The sequence below is a fragment of the Candidatus Paceibacterota bacterium genome (assembly GCA_028697015.1).
GTDB lineage: Bacteria > Patescibacteriota > Minisyncoccia > Minisyncoccales > GWA2-38-27 > JAQVFW01.
Genome location: JAQVFW010000002.1, coordinates 51,875 through 69,277 on the forward strand (window position 1 = coordinate 51,875; position 17,403 = coordinate 69,277).

Annotated in this window: 20 protein-coding genes and 1 other annotated feature; of the genes, 1 reads left to right on the forward strand and 19 read right to left on the reverse strand. The window is 32.8% G+C overall.

Features of this window, described 5'->3' with window-relative positions; genetic code table 11:
• Positions 1 to 8 precede the first annotated feature (8 nt).
• The 10 genes from pyk to argS all read right to left on the reverse strand — a co-directional run bounded on the left by pyk (position 9) and on the right by argS (position 9,516).
• Positions 9 to 1,415 carry a pyruvate kinase gene (pyk, locus tag PHH50_01095; GenBank protein MDD3728904.1) on the reverse strand — a complete coding sequence of 469 codons (1,407 nt, stop codon included), beginning with the start codon at positions 1,413 to 1,415 and terminating at the stop codon, positions 9 to 11.
• A 16-nt stretch (positions 1,416 to 1,431) separates the two neighbouring features.
• Positions 1,432 to 2,418 (reverse strand): magnesium transporter, encoded by a 987-nt coding sequence (locus tag PHH50_01100; GenBank protein ID MDD3728905.1) that lies wholly within the window; start codon positions 2,416 to 2,418, stop codon positions 1,432 to 1,434.
• Positions 2,418 to 2,780, reverse strand: coding sequence for a hypothetical protein (locus tag PHH50_01105; protein MDD3728906.1), 363 nt, complete (start codon positions 2,778 to 2,780; stop codon positions 2,418 to 2,420). Before PHH50_01105 ends, PHH50_01100 begins: the two co-directional genes overlap by 1 nt.
• Before the next feature lie 31 nt (positions 2,781 to 2,811).
• Positions 2,812 to 3,213 carry a DUF192 domain-containing protein gene (locus PHH50_01110; protein MDD3728907.1) on the reverse strand — a complete coding sequence of 134 codons (402 nt, stop codon included), beginning with the start codon at positions 3,211 to 3,213 and terminating at the stop codon, positions 2,812 to 2,814.
• Between the two features lie 15 nt (positions 3,214 to 3,228).
• A complete protein-coding gene (locus PHH50_01115; protein ID MDD3728908.1) occupies positions 3,229 to 4,011 on the reverse strand; it encodes a GerMN domain-containing protein in 783 nt (260 codons plus the stop codon).
• Positions 4,012 to 4,163: 152 nt separating this feature from the next.
• Complete coding sequence (locus tag PHH50_01120) at positions 4,164 to 4,730, reverse strand: PH domain-containing protein (GenBank protein MDD3728909.1); 567 nt, start codon at positions 4,728 to 4,730, stop codon at positions 4,164 to 4,166.
• Positions 4,731 to 5,032: 302 nt separating this feature from the next.
• Positions 5,033 to 6,700, reverse strand: coding sequence for a hypothetical protein (locus PHH50_01125; protein MDD3728910.1), 1,668 nt, complete (start codon positions 6,698 to 6,700; stop codon positions 5,033 to 5,035).
• Between the two features lie 50 nt (positions 6,701 to 6,750).
• Positions 6,751 to 7,218 carry an HIT family protein gene (locus PHH50_01130; GenBank protein ID MDD3728911.1) on the reverse strand — a complete coding sequence of 156 codons (468 nt, stop codon included), beginning with the start codon at positions 7,216 to 7,218 and terminating at the stop codon, positions 6,751 to 6,753.
• Positions 7,208 to 7,789: a uracil-DNA glycosylase gene (locus PHH50_01135; protein ID MDD3728912.1), complete on the reverse strand. Its 582-nt coding sequence runs from the start codon at positions 7,787 to 7,789 to the stop codon at positions 7,208 to 7,210. Before PHH50_01135 ends, PHH50_01130 begins: the two co-directional genes overlap by 11 nt.
• A gap of 8 nt (positions 7,790 to 7,797) precedes the next feature.
• Positions 7,798 to 9,516 (reverse strand): arginine--tRNA ligase, encoded by a 1,719-nt coding sequence (argS, locus tag PHH50_01140; GenBank protein MDD3728913.1) that lies wholly within the window; start codon positions 9,514 to 9,516, stop codon positions 7,798 to 7,800.
• A gap of 113 nt (positions 9,517 to 9,629) precedes the next feature.
• Between argS and PHH50_01145 the strand changes: the two genes are divergently transcribed.
• Positions 9,630 to 11,225, forward strand: coding sequence for a hypothetical protein (locus PHH50_01145; GenBank protein ID MDD3728914.1), 1,596 nt, complete (start codon positions 9,630 to 9,632; stop codon positions 11,223 to 11,225).
• A 62-nt stretch (positions 11,226 to 11,287) separates the two neighbouring features.
• Here PHH50_01145 and rplL read toward each other — a convergent pair whose 3' ends face one another.
• The 9 genes from rplL to def form a co-directional block, all read right to left on the reverse strand.
• Positions 11,288 to 11,746, reverse strand: coding sequence for a 50S ribosomal protein L7/L12 (gene rplL / locus PHH50_01150; protein MDD3728915.1), 459 nt, complete (start codon positions 11,744 to 11,746; stop codon positions 11,288 to 11,290).
• A 28-nt stretch (positions 11,747 to 11,774) separates the two neighbouring features.
• On the reverse strand, positions 11,775 to 12,323 hold the full coding sequence (rplJ, locus tag PHH50_01155) for a 50S ribosomal protein L10 (GenBank protein ID MDD3728916.1): 549 nt from the start codon (positions 12,321 to 12,323) through the stop codon (positions 11,775 to 11,777).
• Positions 12,281 to 12,406: a sequence feature (ribosomal protein L10 leader region), on the reverse strand. (Overlaps the previous gene by 43 nt.)
• Positions 12,407 to 12,438: 32 nt before the next feature.
• Entirely contained in the window at positions 12,439 to 12,918 is a 480-nt protein-coding gene (locus PHH50_01160) for a dihydrofolate reductase (GenBank protein MDD3728917.1), read from the reverse strand.
• Between the two features lie 9 nt (positions 12,919 to 12,927).
• Positions 12,928 to 14,082: a hypothetical protein gene (locus tag PHH50_01165; GenBank protein MDD3728918.1), complete on the reverse strand. Its 1,155-nt coding sequence runs from the start codon at positions 14,080 to 14,082 to the stop codon at positions 12,928 to 12,930.
• A 52-nt stretch (positions 14,083 to 14,134) separates the two neighbouring features.
• The gene (locus tag PHH50_01170; protein MDD3728919.1) at positions 14,135 to 14,743 is read right to left on the reverse strand and encodes a hypothetical protein; all 609 of its coding nucleotides are present in this window, start codon (positions 14,741 to 14,743) and stop codon (positions 14,135 to 14,137) included.
• Positions 14,740 to 15,273: a DJ-1/PfpI family protein gene (locus PHH50_01175; GenBank protein ID MDD3728920.1), complete on the reverse strand. Its 534-nt coding sequence runs from the start codon at positions 15,271 to 15,273 to the stop codon at positions 14,740 to 14,742. Before PHH50_01175 ends, PHH50_01170 begins: the two co-directional genes overlap by 4 nt.
• Positions 15,274 to 15,299: 26 nt before the next feature.
• On the reverse strand, positions 15,300 to 16,289 hold the full coding sequence (gene mltG, locus PHH50_01180) for an endolytic transglycosylase MltG (protein ID MDD3728921.1): 990 nt from the start codon (positions 16,287 to 16,289) through the stop codon (positions 15,300 to 15,302).
• A gap of 12 nt (positions 16,290 to 16,301) precedes the next feature.
• The gene (pcm, locus tag PHH50_01185) at positions 16,302 to 16,910 is read right to left on the reverse strand and encodes a protein-L-isoaspartate O-methyltransferase (GenBank protein ID MDD3728922.1); all 609 of its coding nucleotides are present in this window, start codon (positions 16,908 to 16,910) and stop codon (positions 16,302 to 16,304) included.
• Positions 16,885 to 17,388, reverse strand: a complete 504-nt coding sequence (gene def / locus PHH50_01190) for a peptide deformylase (GenBank protein ID MDD3728923.1) — start codon at positions 17,386 to 17,388, stop codon at positions 16,885 to 16,887. The genes pcm and def overlap by 26 nt, the downstream gene beginning before the upstream one ends.
• Positions 17,389 to 17,403: the final 15 nt, after the last annotated feature.

Consider the following 17,403-nt stretch of genomic DNA (forward strand, 5'->3'; position numbering starts at 1 on the left):
ATTAAAACTTAGATTCTGATAAAGGAGAATGAATTAATAATATCTTTTCTTCCTTTATGCTCTCCGCTTACAATAAGCAGTTTTTTTCCTTTGGCAATAAGTTTTTCTTTTCTTAATTTTTCAGCTGTATTTTTTATCGCTTCCGGAGAGGCAAGATCAAAAGAGACAAAAAACGGCTCAACTCCGCAGGATAAAGAGAGCTTTTCGGCTGTTTTTCGATTATTAGTAAGAGCGATAATTTTTGTTTTAGGTCGAAAACTGGAAAGAACTCTTGCAGTATAGCCACTTTCAGTAAAAACAACAACAATATCCAGTTCAGGCCTTGCCTTCAATATGGAAACAACTGCGCTAATTGTAAGTTCTGTTGTTGTCCTGAGTTTGAATGAAAGAGTAGAAAACCCCGTTTTCTTTTCATTGAATTTCAAGATCTTTGCCATTGTTTCAACGGCTCTTATAGGATATTGGCCTATGGCCGTTTCTTCGGAAAGCATAACCGCATCAGCCCTGTTAAAAACGGCATTTGCAACATCGGTCGCCTCGGCTCTTGTCGGACGCGGGTTTTTTATCATTGAATAAAGCATTTGAGTTGCTATTATGACAGGCTTTCTCGCCTCCATGCATTTATATACGATTTTTCTTTGAAGATATGCCAAGCGTTCAATTGGAACTTCTATTCCCAAATCCCCTCTTGCAACCATTACGGCATCTGAATATTCAATGATTTCTTCTAAATTATCTATTGCCTGTTTGTTTTCTATCTTTGAAACAATTTCAGCGTTGATTTTTCTTTTTTCCATTTCCCTTCTTAAAACTTCTATATCTTTTTTATTTCTCACAAAAGAAAGAGCAACATAGTCAATTTTCTCTTTTGCGATCATATCAAGGCTTTTGAGGTCGTTTTCAATTAAAGAAGAAAGATTTAAATTCTTACTTGGAAGATTCAAGCTTTTTTTATCCTTAATAACTCCCCCCTCTATAACTTCTGCAATAATTCTGTCTTTCTTTTTATTCATTACAACAAACTCAATAAAGCCATCGTCAATAAGAAGTATGTCTTTTTTTGAAAGAGATTCAAAAACAGATTTATTTGACAAAGCAAGAGAAATATCTCTGGAATTAAAATTCTCTCCTATTGTAATCAAATCCCCTTTTTCCACTTTAATTTCTCCTTTTTCTCTTGTTTCAATACGAATTTCAGGACCTTGCAAGTCTATAAGAATAGCAATATTTTTTTTCAATTCCGTCGCTGCTTTTTGGGCTCTCTTTATCCTTTGGTTATGCCAAGATATTTCATTGTGCTTGGTATTAAAGCGAAAAACGTTTACTCCCGCACTAATAAGGGACCTTAATAATTCCGGCGTATCTGTAGATGGACCGACCGTGGCAACTATTTTGGTTTTTTTATCAAAAATCATAAAATTAAGAATGAATTTAAAAATAGTAAAGAAGGGCTTTTGCGATAAACAAATAAACAGTAATGCTCAAGATATCGCTAATAATTGTTGCAAGAGGATTCGTTCCCATTGCCGGATCTTTTTTCATTTTTAAAAGCAAAAGAGGTATCATTATTGCAAAAAAAACGGAAAAAAGGACTCCTAAGAAAACAGAGAACAAAAGAATAAAGGCAATTCTAATATCATTCAATCCTAAATAAGAAACAAAAGAAAGGACAAAACCAAGCATCATTCCAAGCATTGTTCCCACTTTAAGCTCCCTTATAAAATAATTAAATACAGAATTTTTGTTATTACTGAAAGCCATCCTCCTGATAAAAATAGTAGCGCTCTGGGTTGAAACTGCATCGGAAAGATAAACAATAATAGGAATAAAAAAGGTAAGGGCAATAAGAGAGCTTATTGTACTTTCAAAAGCGCCAATAATCCGAGCAGCAATTATTCCCCCTAAAAGCCCGACAAAAAGCCAAGGAGACCTAAAAAGAACAAGCTTTCTTGCTGTAGCGCTTTCAATTTCCTTTACCGACTTGTCAACTAAAAAACCTCCTGCAAGAAAAATATCTTCAGAACTTTCTTCTTGTAAAATATTTAATATAGTGTCTGACGTTACTACTCCCAAAAAAACATCGTTTTTATCAACAACCGGAATAGCTTTTAGATTGTGTTTAATTGCCAAAGAAACCACTCTTTCCCTGTCTGTTCCCCTCCTTCCCTTTACAACCTCTTTTTCCATTATATCTTTTGCAAAGCAATCTATCTCTCTGTTTAAAACATCTTTTATAGAAATAACTCCCTTCAATCTGTTTTGCCTGTCTATAATATAGACATAATTAATTGTCTCAAATTTTTTAATGTTCTTTAAAAAATTCTTTCGAATGTCGGATAAATTTTCGTCTTCAAAAAATAAAGGAACATTCACATTTACCATTCTTTCTACGCTTTTTCTTTTTTGTTTCAAGCTCATTATGTTTTTTTATAAAAAACTCTGTGCCATTTTTTATCCGTATGAAGATCGTGGATTATAACCCCGTTAATAGCCCCTATAAACATCTGGGGAATAAGATAATATATTCCGAAAATCCATAAGAAAAAAAGGGCAGAAAGCCCTACGAGCCAATGATGAAAATGAACCTGCCAAGAGCCAAAATTAAAATAAATTGAGCTTATTTTTCCGGAATATATGTATTTTTTGCAAAATTTCTCCGTGCTTAAATAACCAAGAACAACGCCAAGTAAAAAAATAAAAGAGATATAATAAGAAGCGATAATAACCGTGCTTGGCAAAATCATTTTCTTGGCATTTCTGATTTTCTTTATTTTCTTCATTCTAGGATTATATCTTTTTTTTAAGAAAAATTCAATATAAAACCGTATCCCCCTCGTTAACTTTGCTGTTAGCAGTAGTTTCAAAAACAGCATCTGCCTTTTTTGTCGCCTCCACGACGTTTCCGGGCAAAACATCTCTGAAAACTTCAACAACCTCTTTTTTATTGATAAAAACAATATCAATAGGAAAAAGCATTTCCATTGTTTGATAGGTAAAATTCCCCTCTTCTTTATAAAGGAAAAGCATCCCATGCCCCTCTTTTAAGTTTTCCCTTTTTGACAATCCTTTTCTTTTTTCTTTTTCTGTTCTACTTATTTCAACAACAAATTCTTCTTCCCCTATTTCTATGACTCTGATATCTTCATTTTTAAAAGGAAAAATAAAAAGAAACAAAAAACCGAAAAAAAAGATAATTCTTTTAAAAAAATCCATTTAAAAATTCAACGATTAAGGTTGAAGAATATCCTCCGTTTCTTTGTCAATTGATATTATAACTTCATCTATGGTTTCAAACTGCTTCAAAGTTTCTTCTATTTGAAGACGGATAAATAAAACCGTGGCTGATCCGGCAACTTCATTAAGACGGCTATTAAAATCCACTTCTGCAACTCCGTCTCTAATAACTATTCCCTGGACAATAACACCGGGATTAATCAATGTAAAATATCCCTCATTTACTTCTTCTTCTGTTGGACCTTCAAGCAAGGCAAGAAGAGATGCCATTGCAACTCCCTCTGTTTTCGGCAGTTCTCTTTCTACTGGAAAAGGTATCTCCTCTTCTCCTGTTTTTCCAAAAAAGACAAGAACTTTCATCATTTCTGTTTCAAGGGCCTCTTCATTTGAAATCATCATGTTATCAATTTCAGAAAAAACTCCGTCAGTTATGGCTTTAATTACGATTCCATCTTCAACCGTAATTACTATATCGTGGGGAGTTATAACTTGAGCTGTAAATTGCTCTGTTCTATCTCCGTAGCCAGATGAAGTTGAAAAAAACGAATAGGTAAATTCAAGACAGGTCGGACAATCAAGAATTCTCGCATCTTTTAATTGAAGATCAAAACCGTCAAAAAGATACGTCAAAGCGTTATTCTCAACCCATTCTTTGGCAATTTCCTGCGATGAAATAGGCGTAGCCGGCACAGAGGCAAAATAGGAAAATGCGAAGAAAACAAACGCCATTGCAGCTACAATTCCCAAAAGAGAAAAAATCAAAACTTTATTTCTCATATTTTTTTCCGATACTTCTTTTTGAAAACCGCCTTAGAATAAATTGATCATTTCTCTTTTTGCGGTCTTCGAAAATAAAAGCAGCGGGATTATTTCTTTTTAATTTTTTACTTTTTAATTTTGATATAATGTCGCCAATCTTTTCCATAAATTTAAATTACCACTTTATCTCTTTTCTCTTCCGGTTTAAAAGCGCCAAGAAGAATATCTTTTGTCTTGTAAGGATCGGGAATTTGCCGAAAAACAAAATTTCCAAACGCTCCTGCTGTCTGAATTTTTAAATCGCCATATTTAAAAATCATCGGGAAAATTCCATGAATATCAACGGTAACATCCTGAATTCTGTTATGGGAAACGCTTGAATAAAATCTGCTAAACAAACTTCTCAATTCCGTATGTATTGTCCTTTCGCTTGTAATAATCCAGCAATCAAGGTAATAATGAGCAAAAACGATAAAAATAAAATGCAAGATTACGATAAGAATAATAGATAAAACAAAGAAAGAGGCAAGATAAAGATTTATTGAAAAGGAATATAAAAAAGGAATTTTCCCTAAAAAATCTCTAAGTCCTTCTTCGTTTTGATAAAGAAGAAGAAATAACATTCCGAAAACAGTTAATAAAAAAAGGAGAATAAAAGGAAAAAGTTCAGCAAAAAGAACAAACGAATGCCTTCTTTTTATCAAAAGTATTTTCTCATTTGGATTAACATTAATCATTTTATAGTAAATATTAAAAAAATAAAGCTCAGAATCAGAAGAAATATTTCTGTAAAAAAATAACCCTTTAGGGCTTTTTTTGCGATTGGGTCAAAGGGCATTTTAAACTTTTTAAAATGATAAGATAAAATAGCAAGAACGACAGCACTAAAGAGCGCTATAAAGATAAAAATTGCTATAAATATCTTGCCAATCATTGTTTTATTTTAACACGGCATATTTTTTTGGCAAGATAATTTTACAAACAAAAGAAGCAAGAATAATCTTGCTTCTCTTTAACAATACAAAATAATTATTTTCTTTTATACTTGTCTTTTTCTTCTAAAGAAGTAGAAAAGTAAGAACATGATAATCAGGAAAATAAGCCAGAAATACCATTTTTTAAAGAGTCCGCTCATTGCAGGCCCGATAGCGGCAAGAGAAAATCCATTGTTCTTTCTTATTAATTTAACTTCCGAAAAATCTTTAAAATCTCCCCCTTGCACTTTTGCTTCAACAATAAATTCTTCTTCCTCGCTATTTGTAATTTCACCGTAAAAAAGAAATGTTTCCGATTTTTGGCCTCCTAATATGATTTTAATTTCTTCCTTGTAATTTGAAAAATTCACTCCTTTCTGCGGAGATATGACAATAGAAACATCATCAATTTGTTGGTCGCTAATATTTTTGACAACAGCTAAAAAATCTATTTTATTTTCATTTTCAACTTCAAGTTCTTGTTTAAAATCTCCTTCTTTGTCTTTTCTTGCAAGAATGGATATTGATAATGGATTTTCATCTATAATTTGGCAGCTATCTTCATTCTTATCCTCATCATAAATACAGTTATATTTACAAGTTCCGTTATCACAGTACCAGGCCGGCTTTTCATCAGAGTTGCAAGTCCCATATCCATAGGAAGTATCTCCCGTGCAAGAAACAGGAGTAGACCATTTTAAAACTCCGTTTTGGCTTGTGCATTTTGTAACATATCCGGCTCCATAACACCTTGATTCCCCTATAAACGAACATTCGTTTACAACTACGGGCGCTTTTTTCTTTGATAAAACAACTACATCCATGCAATAAGGAGACGTTTCAACAGAACCGCTTTGGCTTTTTCCTTTAACAAATGCGCAATATTTATATGTTCCGGGAACGCTTTCCTCTATTTGCCATACCTCTTTTGCATTTGTTCCGGAAACATTTTTAACATTCCAAAAACCCTTAAAATGCGCTCCAACTGAAACAAGACCTCCATTGTCTTCACCTTCAACGGTTATCGTTATTATATCATTTACAAAAACAGAAAGAGGGCTGACATTAAGAGTTCCTTTTGCGCTTGCACTTGTACTTCCGTTATCTATTACATTAACAAAACAAGTTGCTGTTTTTGACTGATTTTCTGATTGAACACTAAGAGTAACAGAATAGTTTCCCGTAGAAGAAAAACTTTTAGAACAACTATTTGACGTTCCTGAACAATTTCCCGACCAAGAATAAGAATAAGATCCTGATGCTCCCGAAACGGAAGAAATAAAGTTTACCGTCTCGTTAACTTTGGCCGTAGAAGGAGAAGAATAACAAGAAACAGTCAAATCGTTTGAAGAAGCAGAAGAAACCTCCACTTCTATGCATTGTGGATTAGTATTGAAAGTTCCCGGCATCGGCCTTGATACACAACTTGCTGATGGAACCGTGCATCCGGCAACGCTTCCGCAATACTTGTATGTTCCCGGAGTATTTTTTTGAAAAATCCAAGATTTGCTTGCTTCAGACGGCTTTCCCTTAACATCTACTGTTTGTTTATCGTTTCTCCCATAAACTCCAAGCCAGGTTATCCCCATGTCGTTATAACCTTTTACAGTAATTGTAAAATTTTCTCCTACCTTTACCACATTTGCGCTTGAAGAAATAGTTCCTGAAATACCAAAAACAAAAGCAGGAAAAAAGAAAAACAAAAATATTGATATTGTTAGAATATGTTTCATGCTGCATATTCTAACACTTTAAAATAAATATGTCAAGTAAAAGAGCCCTTCTAGTTTCCAAGTTTCCTAATTTCCTTTGCCAAGCTTTCTAGCTCTGACATTTCCTTTTTTTCTCCGAGCTGAGTTGAAATGTATCCTTGATATTTTTCAAAATATATCTTTTCTTTCGCCCACATCTCTTTAAAATCATCGGTTATGCCATGAAGAGGATAAAGCTTAAAATGAGCATGATTTACTCCCATCCCTTCTGCAACTAAGGCCACTCTTTTTATTTTAAAATACCTTTCAAGAATCTTGGCAACCGTTTTTGCAGATGCTATAAATTCGTTTAAAGTTTCTTTTTCCATATTGAAAATATAGGAATCATAATGCTTTTTGGGCAAAACAAGGGTCATTCCTTTTGTATTCGGATTTACATCAAGAATAGCCAGAAAATCTTTGTTTTCCCAAATTTTTACAGAATCAAACTCTCCTTTTACAATTTTACAAAATATGCAACTTGTATCTTTATTGTTCATAATATTTTTTCAAAATTTTAAAATCTTCTTTTAAAATATCAAGCTTATGAACATTGTAAACGGCAACCGCCGGATGATAAAGAGGAATAAAATCCATTTCACCAAGATTAAAAACCTTTCCTCTGCAAACGCTAATCGACTCTTTTTCTATTTTGTATTTCTCAAAAAAATAATTCATGGAATGCCGCCCAAGAGAAACAATTACTTTTGGCTTTATAATCTCTATTTGCCTGTCCAAAAAAGGAGCATAAGCTTTAATCTCAATAGGAAGAGGGTCTCTATTGTTTGGAGGCCTGTCCTTTACAATATTTGTGATATAAACATCCTCTCTTTTTATTCCCGAAGAAATAAGAAGATTATTAAGAACTCTTCCCGCCTGCCCGCAAAAAGGCCTGCCGGTCTTGGCTTCATTTCTTCCTGGGGCTTCTCCGACAAACATAATTTTGGCAAAATGATTTCCTTCCCCTATTACGGGAAAAAAATTATTATCTTTTCTTTCCTTATAAAGAGGTGAATCTTTAAAATCAATTATTTCTTCCTTTATCTTTAAAAGTTCTTTTTTTATTTCCATTTTATTACTTACATTTCCTCAAGGAGAGGAATGCCTAAAATTCCAAACCCTTTTTCCAAAACCAAAGAAACTGCAAAAATTAAGGCAATTCTTGCTTCTTCTGTTTCTTTATCGCTATTTAGAACAGAGTGCTTGGCATAAAATCTGTTTAAATCTTTAGAAAGCTCATATAAGTAATTGGCTATTTTAGACGGGTTAAAAGTTTCCATAGCTATTTTTATTTCCCTATCAAAACATATAATTTTTCTTACAAGAACAATCTCTTCCTCTTCTTTAAGAACAGAAAAATTAACATTTTTTTTTATTTTTTTTCTGCCCGATTTCCTTATGATACTTTTTGCTCTTGCATAAGAGTACTGGCAGTAAGGCCCTGTCGCCCCTTCAAAAGAAACTGATTTTTCAGGGTCAAAATATATGTCTTGGCAAGGATGAATAAAAAGAAGCTGGAATTTAATTGCTCCAAGAGCAATTTTAAGAGCTCTTTCTTCTAAATCTTTAATTTTGCCATAACGCAGAATAATTTCTTTTTTGGCATTTTCTTTAACTTCATAGAGCAGATTATCGGCATCAACAACTTTTCCTTCTCTTGATTTCATCTTCCCTTCAGGAAGAAAAACCATAGCGTAGGGAAGATGATAGAGTTTTTCTACCCATTTATATTTTAAAACTTTTAATATTTCAAAAAGACATTGAAAATGATAAACCTGTTCCATACTTGTAATATATATTGACTTGTCAAAATTATGGTCTTCCATTTTTTTAACGGCAACACCGATATCTTGAGTAATATAAAGGTTTGTTTTGTCTTTTCGAAGAAGAGTGATTTTTCTTCTCTTGCCGTTTTTATCAAGCCCGAATTTTTCTTCCGGAAGGTCAAAAAGTATATCTCCTTCTTCTCCGTAATAAAAAACTCCTTTTTCTGCTGCTTTTTTAACAATTTCTTTTCCAATATTGTAAAGCTTGCTTTCATAGTAAACAAAGTCAAATTCAAATCCAAAATCATTGTAAGTTTTTTTAAATCCGTCATAAACCCAAGAATTCATTTTTTTCCAAAGAGAAATTGTTTCCTTGTCTCCCTGTTCCCATAAAACAAGCATTTTATGAACTTCTTCTTTAAGAAGAGGATTTTTCTTTTCTTCATTGCTGTATTTAACATAAAAATTGCCGACAAAATGATCTCCTTTTATTCCTTCTTCGTTTGGCGTTTTCCCTTCTCCCCATTTCTTATAAGCCAGCATGCTTTTGCAAATATGCTCTCCCCTATCATTAACAAGATTAACTCTTACCACTTTTTTACCCGTTGCTTTAAAAATATTAGAAACAGCTGTTCCAAAAAAACCGTTTCTAAGGTGGCCCAAATGAAGCGGTTTGTTTGTATTGGGAGCTATATATTCAATCAAAACTTTTTCCTTTTTTTCCGACTTTCTTATTGTCCCCGCCTCATTAATAGCTGATTTTATAAAAAAATCTTTCTTTATTTCAATATTTAAATAAGGAAAAAGTACTGTGGCTTTTTCAATAAAATCAAGAGATTGAAGCTCTTTAATTAGGACATCCCCTATATCTTGAGGAGATTTTCCAGTTTCTTTTACAAAAGGAAAAAGACAAACGGCAAAATCGCCAAACTTTGGATTTGAAGGATGCTCCAAGACAACATTCAAATCGGGTTTTTTCAATGCCTTTTTTACTTCAGAAACGATAGAATTTTCAATTTCTTTGATTTTCATGCCTCAATTTTAGCATATTCTTGGTCCCCTTACAATAAAAAAGTTTTTCACAATTTGATTTATATTCCCCCGAAGTGTATAATAGAAAAAACTATTCTAAAGCAAATTCAACCATGCAAATTTTTGAATACTACTTTAATCCGAAAAATGAAGAAGGAAAGAATTTTAAAGCATTTCTTTATGAACCGAAAAATCCGTCCGAAAAAAAAATGGGGTCATTGTATGTTTTAGGAGAAACAAGAACTGATAATAGCAACCTTTTAGAACGGCTTTTTAGGGCAATAAAAGAAAAATTCTATCATAATACTACTCTCGGATCTTTGGAAAAAGTTCTTCCTGAAACTCTAAAAAAAGCAAATGAATTTTTGGCCGAAGAGGTTAAAAAGGAAAATGTCAGGTGGATGGGAAATTTTTCATTCGGAATTTTTTCAATAAAAGGGCTTGATCTTAATTTTACCAAAACCGGGAATTTTAAAATTTTGCTTCTCCGATTTGGAAAATTCACCGATATAGGCAAGGAGCTGGAAAAAGAAGAGATGGATCCTTATCCTTTGAAAGTTTTTTTTAACATTGTTTCGGGAAAATTAGCCCCACTTGATATTCTTATGGTCGTTTCAAATGAAGTTTATTTTTTCCTTAAAGAAAAAGAAATTTTATCAAAAATTGCAAATCTTAAAGAGTATGATGAGAAAAATCTGAAAAATGTTTTTCAAAAGGAGCTTTTTACCGAGAAAGAAGGATCAAAAATATCAGGAATGTGCCTTCTTTTTTCCCTTAATGAAGAAAACTCCCTGCCTAGAGAATTTTCTTTCCAAGAAAAAGTAAAAACGGCAATAGCGCCGAAAAAAACAGAAATCAGGAAAAACTTTTTAATAATCGGGTTTCTTCTTATTCTTCTTTTCTTCGGCTTTTTGATTTTTAAAAAAGAAAAAACAGACAAGAAAGAGGAATTTATTCCCATTTTAGAAACATTAGAAGAGGAATCAATTCTTTTCCATTTGGAAAAAACTGAATACAAAAATGATTTAACTCCCCTTTTTCAATTAAACAGCGAAGCTGAAAAAATAATTGTTTTAGGAGAAAGAATATTTGCTCTTTCCTTTCCAGATAGTATCTATGAAATTAAAACAGGCAATCAGGAAAAATTAAATATTCCGGGCGAATTCCTTTCCGCTTCAAAAGGAAAAGATACTGTCTTTTTTATATCAAAAGAAAAAGGATTTTTCTCTCTCAAAGAGGAAGAAGTAAAAATTGAGGAAGAATTCGACCTAATTAATTTTTACGGCTCAAATCTTTATTTTATGAGCAAAAATAACTGCCAAATTTTTAAATACTCTTTTGCAAACAACGATATGACAAGCTGGTTCAAGCAGAAAAAAGAAAATCAAACCTGTCTTTCTTTTGCAATTGACGGTTCAATTTGGCTTTTAAGTAAAGAAAATACCTTGGACCTTTATTATGAAGGAGAATACCAAAAAAGCATAGAATTACCGGAAGGAATAACCGATATTAAAACAAGCTTTAATCATTCTTTTATTTACCTTTTATACCCGAAGGGGCAAAGGATAATCGTACTTGATAAAGAAGGTAATCTGATAAAGCAAATTAAGAGCGAACAATTCAATAAACTAAAAGACATCCAAATCTTAGAAGATAAGGAAAGCATCTTTATTCTTAGCGAAAACAAGATTTACAAAATTGGAATTTAAAAAATTTAATTAAAATAAAAAAAGCGCCCGTTTAAAGGGCGCTTTTTCAAAAGAGAGTAAAATTATTTTAATTCCACTTTTCCTCCGGCTTCTTCTACTTTTTTCTTAATATCCTGCGCTTCTTCTTTTGTAGCTCCTTCTTTTATCATCTGAGGAGCGCCTGAAGAGGCATCAACAAAATCCTTTGCTTCTTTTAATCCCTTTCCAAGCATGTCTCTTATGAGCTTTATAACTTCAAGCTTTTTTTCTCCAGGTGCTGAAAGCTCTACGTTAAAAGAACTCTTCTCTTCCGCTTCTGCGGAAGCTCCCGGAGCTCCTGCTGCCACGGAAGGCATCGCCATCATTTGAGGAGCTGCTGAAACTCCAAATTTTTTCTCAAGAACTTTTACAAGCTCTGAAAGGTCAAGCACGGACATTTTTTCTATCTCTTCAACGATTCCTTTAAACTTTTTAGGAACTTCTACTGTCTCTTTTTCCGCTTTTTCTTCAGCGGCAGATGTGTTTTTGTTTTCTTCGGCCATAATATTTTATATTATTTTTTAAAATTTATTATTTAATTTGTTTTAATGCATTTATAAGACCTTTTGTACTGCCCTGGCAAACACTAAGGAAATTTACAATAGGAGCGTTTAAACATGAAAGAAGCGATCCGTAAAGAACTTCTCTTGAAGGCATCAGTGCCAAATCAGTAACCTTTTCCTTGCTTATGCAAACATTATCAAGCAATCCTCCAAGAATATTAAAACTTTTATTTCCCTTGGAAAAATCAAAAATATCTTTCGCAAATCCGAACTCATCGTTGTAATTAAAAATCAATCCAAGTCGGCCGCTAAGAAGAGTTTCATCAAGAGGAATCTCATTCTTTATAAAAGCCATTTTTGTAAGAGTTTTTTTTGAAACCACAAAATCAGTTGATTTTTCTCTTAATTTTTCCCTTAAAACCAGAACGTCTTTATTTTTTAATCCGTCAATATCGACAAAAACCGCTGATTTTTGCTTTTTCAGCTTATCTTGCAGTTCTTTTAGTTTTTCTTTTTTTTGTTCTTTTGTTAAAGCCATAAAATTAAAAAGCTGCCCTATAGACAGCGTGGAAAACATTATTATAAATGCAAATTCACCACCTCGATAAGTCTTACCCCTTTAAGGGAGCTTATTGTCTACGGTAAAGATATATTACAAATTCCTAAAAAAAAGTCAACCCCTTTATTTAAAATTATCTTCTTTCCCAAACAATGAAAGTAAAATCGTTAAATTCTTCTTTGCTTTTAATTGTCCATTTTTTTGTTTTCTCAAAATCCGGGAAAAAAACATCTCCTTCAAAATCGCTCTTCATGTGGGATATATATAGGAAATCTGCGTCTTCCATTGCTTGATTATATATTGAGCCCCCTCCAATAATAAAAATATCGCAATTATTTTTTTTTGCATATTCTTTGGCGCCAGTTAGTCCTTCTTTATAACTATCGTATCTTTCGGCATCGGAAAAAGATTTTTTTTCTCCCGTTATCACAATATTTTTCCTTCTTGGAAGGGCTTTGCCTATACTCTCGTAAGTTTTTCTCCCCATTAAAACAACATTATTCAATGTTTTTTCTTTAAAATGGGAAAAATCTTCCTTGCTATGCCAGGGAATTTTACTTCCTTTTCCGATAACGTTATTTTTTGAAACAGCTGCGATTATAATTATTTTCATTTGGAAAAATTAGTTTTCAATGCACAAGATACGTTTTTTTTCAGCGCATCCTTTTCCTGTAATTTTCAGAAAATCTTCCTCTTCTTCCGTTGAAAGACCGCCTATCCCCCTTGCGTCTATTGGTAAACCTTGAGAAGTGTAACAGGTTGGAATATCCAAAGAAGGTATAATAGTATTATCTGAAGAAGGAATATCGTCAATAACTGTAGCTCTAACTTGTAAATTTTCAGCAAGAAGACGGCTTACTGTTGTCCATCCTTGGCAAGAAACAGTGAAGCTGTAATTGTCCTGAGCAGTTCTTCCTCTTGGAAAAGTAATTTCAATGCAATTAACTCTATCTGCAGTTCTTATTCTTCCTGTCCATATATTTGAAAATTTTGTAAAAAAATCTTCGCTGACTTTTTCTTTAACATCGCTTTCTATATCAAAAAAAGATAAAAAACCGTTAAAATCGTTTGATAAAAGCCGATGGCAAGTATCCCCTCTTCCTAGCTCCCCTTCGGGAGTTGCTTCTACAAAAACCCCGCTTGTTCCCTTTGGTGTCCTTGATAACCGCTCAACGGCCGTATCAATATCTCTGTCTCCTCCTATAAAAGCAGTCCAACTTCCTTCAAATCCCAAATCTTCAGCTTCTTTCTGGCATATTTCATCGGCTCCTGAAAATCCCTTCAAGTCACCATCATACATTTCATCTGTGACAAAAACCCTTCTTATACCAGGGTAACTAATAGGAACATACGGTCTATCTTCTGAAACCGACAAGCTGTCACAACTGTCAATATCGGCAAATACGATAGAAAAGGGGCCCTTTGAATAATCTATTAAATTTTCTTCTCTGTAAGGATATTCAAAAACGGCAATCCAATAATTATCTCCGTACTTTTGTCCAGGTTGGATCTTCCAGTTATATTTTCCCTCTCGTCCGTCTAGTTCTTTTGCGATCCATTTTGGTTCTTTACCCATAAAAAGAACTATTCCCACTTTTTCTATATTCCTCGCTTTCCAAACAATTTCATAAGTTTCGCCTATGAACATTTCCTCCCCGCTTACGGGATAAATAAGCTCTAATTGTTTAATGCCGCTTCCGGAAAGGAAAACAAAAAGCAAAAGCGCTCCAAGTCCGACAAGGATGATTATAAAGATAAAAATTTTTTCTATATTCATATTTATTTCTAGCGTATTCATGCAATTTCCTTAAAATGCAAAAACCGCAAATTTATTGGCAAACAAAATCCACCTTTTCCCTTATATTCCCAACAATTTTTCTTCTATTTTCTACCATTTGAAAAATTTCTTCCGTTTCTTCTTTTTTGACGTAAAGAGAAGCGTAATAAAGGTCTTCTTTGCAATTTTCTTTAAAGCATGGGTATAAGAAATGAGAAATAAGCTTTTCATTTGTTCCTTCCGTGCCTACATATATCATTTTGTAATCTTCTGCTTTGCAAAAAACGGCAATTACGGTTTCTTCGGAAAAAGCAACTGATTCATCTAAAATAAACGGTCCTTTAAAATAATACCCTCCCACCTCAATATACTCTACAGAAGGAGGAAAGAAAGAGGCCGGACTTTCCGGAAACTCTATCTCTGTTGTTAATTCTTCTTCTTTCTCTTTTTCTGGCGCAAAATAAAATCCTATTAAAAGAAAAAAAATGGATATAATAACAAGAGTGGACAATATTTTTACGGCAAAAGAAGAAATTTCAAATCCTAAATTGGCTTTGCCTTTTCTAATTAAAAATTCTCCATAGATAAACAGCGAAATAAGGAGCATAAAAAAAATAAGAAGAACAAAGGATATAAGGGGAACAAAATCAATTAAATTCATAATATTTTTATAATTTCTCTAGCAAACAGCTCTGATGCTTCCGGCATAGAACCGGTTACTATTTTTCCGTCAATAGCAACGCTTTTTTCAAAATATATCGCTCCTGAATTCTTTAGTTCCTTTATTGCCGATTTATCCATCTGAGAGCTCCAAACTGTCGCTTTCCTGTTTTCTAAAACACCGGAGGAAGATAAAATCAAAGGAGCAATACAGATAGCTCCCAATACTTTCTCTTTTTTTTCTGCTTCTCTTGCTATTTCAAGGCATCTTTCATTTTCAACGTATTTTTCAGCTCCCGGCCCTCCTATAAATACAACCCCATCAAAATCATCAACGTTTAAATTATCAATTAAATCATCAACCTTTGCTTCCCCTCCGAATTTGCCAATGGCCTTTCCAAGAAAATCGCTAAATGTTTTTACCTGGATCTTTTCTTTCTTGAAAATTTCCTTGGGAATAAAATATTCTTCATCCCTAAAATCTTTAAAAGCAACAATTAAAGCTATTCTTTTTATCTTTTCTTTTTCCATGGCTTTATTCTAACATTCCAAGATATTTATTTCAAATATTTTTGTTTTGCAATATTATGTTCTGTCAAATTCCTACTGAAAACAGTTTCTCCTTCAAGCGTAGAAAGATAAAAAAGAAAATCGCTTTTCTCCGGATTAATTGATGCAACAATACTTGAAAGTCCCGGATTTGAAATTGGACCCAAAGGAAGCCCTTTATAGAGATATGTGTTATAAGGAGAGTCAATTTTTAATTCTTCAAGAGAAATTCTCGTGGTTTTCTTTTTTGTAATATAGGCAATCGTTGCATCAACCTGAAGAGGCATTCCAATTTCAAGGCGCTTCCAAAGAATTCCTGAAACTATTTTTTTATCTTCAAATGTTCTTACTTCTTTTTCAATAAGAGAAGCCATATTTATTATTTCAAAAATTGTTTTCCCTTTAATAGAAGTATTGTCTATTTTTTCTTTAAAATTAGAAAGCATTTTAAAAACAATATCCCTGCAAGAGCTGTTAATATTCATCTCATAGGTGTCTGGAAAAAGATACCCTTCAAGATTAAGATTCTTTGGCTTGTCTTTTAAAAAAGAAAATTGGTCCGAAAAATCTTCATTAACGATATTAAAAAATTCTTCCTTAGAGCAAATTTCCTGTTCCGCTAAATAGTTTCCGATATCCTCAATATTCCATCCTTCTATTATCGTAATCCTTTTTTTTATCGTATCTCCTTTTGAAAGCTTAACAATTATATCCTTTACCCCCATTGAAGGAGAGAGCAAATATTCTCCCGCTTGAAGACTCCTTCTCTGGCCGCTTAAAAAAGCATAGATAATAAAAGAATATCTGTTTTTAATAAAACTTGATTTTTGAAGATTCTCGGAGATTAAAATAATACCCTCACCTTTTTCAATTGAAAAAGGTAAAAATTCTTCCTTTGTGATATCTTTGGGATTTATTGTTTTGATAAAAAAAAGAAAAGAAAAAAGCAGAAAAATGATTATAAAAGATGCAAAAATAAAAATAATTGTTTTTTTCATAATATATTGATTTCAAACCAGAGGAACAAAAGAAAATCCGTAAAATTCTTTCTTGTCAAAATTGCCGTTTCTCTTTTTTTCCAAAAGAATAATAGATGATTTTACGGGAATTACAATTTTCCCGCCAGTTTTAAGCTGTTCTTTTAAGCTATCGGGAACAAATTCTGCCTCTGCCGAACATAGTATTTTATCAAAAGGAGCTTCTTTTTTATATCCTTTCTTGCCGTCTCCAAGAATAAAACTAGCTATCCCCTTTTTTACAAAATTATACTTTGAAACATTTTCTTCTCCAACTTTCAAAAGCTCAGGAATAATTTCAAGAGCAATAACTTTTCCTTTTTTACCGACAATACAGGACAAAATAGCGGTTGTAAATCCGGATCCAGAACCAATGTCTAAAATCTTTTCTCCTTTTTGAGGAGAAAGAAGTTCAAGCATAAAAGCAACTGTCAAGGGCTGGGATATTGTTTGACTATATCCAATGGGCAATGCGGAATTTTGTTCTGAAAGTTTTTTTACGTTTTTGGGAAGAAAATCCTTCCTTTTAATTATTTTAAAGGCCTCTATTATTTCTTTCGTCTTCAGATAACCGTCCTCAATTAAAATACTTGTTAAATCCACGATTTTTTAATTTAAACTTTAAGCGGCTAAAGAAAGGAAGCCTGTCAAAAAACAAAATTCCGTAAAGATGGTCTGTTTCATGCTGAAGTATCCTTGAAAGTATTCCTGTTGCTTCTATTTCAAGTTCTTCTCCTTTTAGATTAAATCCCTTTATTTTAATATAATCGCTTCTTTTTATTTTTAAGAAAATATCAGGGAAACTAAGGCATCCCTCTTCTTCGATTGTTTTTTCTTTTCCGTACTTTATTATTTTAGGATTAATTAATTCTTTTATCTGTCCGCTTTCAATGTCAATAAACACTATTAATTGCTTGCTTATTCCCACCTGAGGAGCGGCAAGCCCAACTCCTTCCTCTTCTGCCATTTTTTCTTTCATAGCGAAAACAAGCCATTCCAGTTCTCTGTTAAAATGCTTTATTTCCTCTGTTTTCTTCCTTAAAACAGGATCATTAAATTTTCTTATTTCAAAATCTTTCATGGGTATTATTCTAGC

Bases quoted from the DNA above. Each gene is read 5' to 3' on its own strand.
- PHH50_01110 (MDD3728907.1), bottom strand. From the start codon at position 3,213: ATGGATTTTTTTAAAAGAATTATCTTTTTTTTCGGTTTTTTGTTTCTT.
- PHH50_01130 (MDD3728911.1), bottom strand. From the start codon at position 7,218: ATGAACAATAAAGATACAAGTTGCATATTTTGTAAAATTGTAAAAGGA.
- PHH50_01105 (MDD3728906.1), bottom strand. From the start codon at position 2,780: ATGAAGAAAATAAAGAAAATCAGAAATGCCAAGAAAATGATTTTGCCA.
- mltG (MDD3728921.1), bottom strand. From the start codon at position 16,289: ATGAAAAAAACAATTATTTTTATTTTTGCATCTTTTATAATCATTTTT.
- PHH50_01125 (MDD3728910.1), bottom strand. From the start codon at position 6,700: ATGAAACATATTCTAACAATATCAATATTTTTGTTTTTCTTTTTTCCT.
- rplJ (MDD3728916.1), bottom strand. From the start codon at position 12,323: ATGTTTTCCACGCTGTCTATAGGGCAGCTTTTTAATTTTATGGCTTTA.
- PHH50_01100 (MDD3728905.1), bottom strand. From the start codon at position 2,418: ATGAGCTTGAAACAAAAAAGAAAAAGCGTAGAAAGAATGGTAAATGTG.
- def (MDD3728923.1), bottom strand. From the start codon at position 17,388: ATGAAAGATTTTGAAATAAGAAAATTTAATGATCCTGTTTTAAGGAAG.
- PHH50_01145 (MDD3728914.1), top strand. From the start codon at position 9,630: ATGCAAATTTTTGAATACTACTTTAATCCGAAAAATGAAGAAGGAAAG.
- rplL (MDD3728915.1), bottom strand. From the start codon at position 11,746: ATGGCCGAAGAAAACAAAAACACATCTGCCGCTGAAGAAAAAGCGGAA.
- PHH50_01165 (MDD3728918.1), bottom strand. From the start codon at position 14,082: ATGAATATAGAAAAAATTTTTATCTTTATAATCATCCTTGTCGGACTT.
- PHH50_01170 (MDD3728919.1), bottom strand. From the start codon at position 14,743: ATGAATTTAATTGATTTTGTTCCCCTTATATCCTTTGTTCTTCTTATT.
- PHH50_01115 (MDD3728908.1), bottom strand. From the start codon at position 4,011: ATGAGAAATAAAGTTTTGATTTTTTCTCTTTTGGGAATTGTAGCTGCA.
- PHH50_01135 (MDD3728912.1), bottom strand. From the start codon at position 7,789: ATGGAAATAAAAAAAGAACTTTTAAAGATAAAGGAAGAAATAATTGAT.
- argS (MDD3728913.1), bottom strand. From the start codon at position 9,516: ATGAAAATCAAAGAAATTGAAAATTCTATCGTTTCTGAAGTAAAAAAG.
- pyk (MDD3728904.1), bottom strand. From the start codon at position 1,415: ATGATTTTTGATAAAAAAACCAAAATAGTTGCCACGGTCGGTCCATCT.
- PHH50_01175 (MDD3728920.1), bottom strand. From the start codon at position 15,273: ATGGAAAAAGAAAAGATAAAAAGAATAGCTTTAATTGTTGCTTTTAAA.
- PHH50_01120 (MDD3728909.1), bottom strand. From the start codon at position 4,730: ATGATTAATGTTAATCCAAATGAGAAAATACTTTTGATAAAAAGAAGG.
- PHH50_01160 (MDD3728917.1), bottom strand. From the start codon at position 12,918: ATGAAAATAATTATAATCGCAGCTGTTTCAAAAAATAACGTTATCGGA.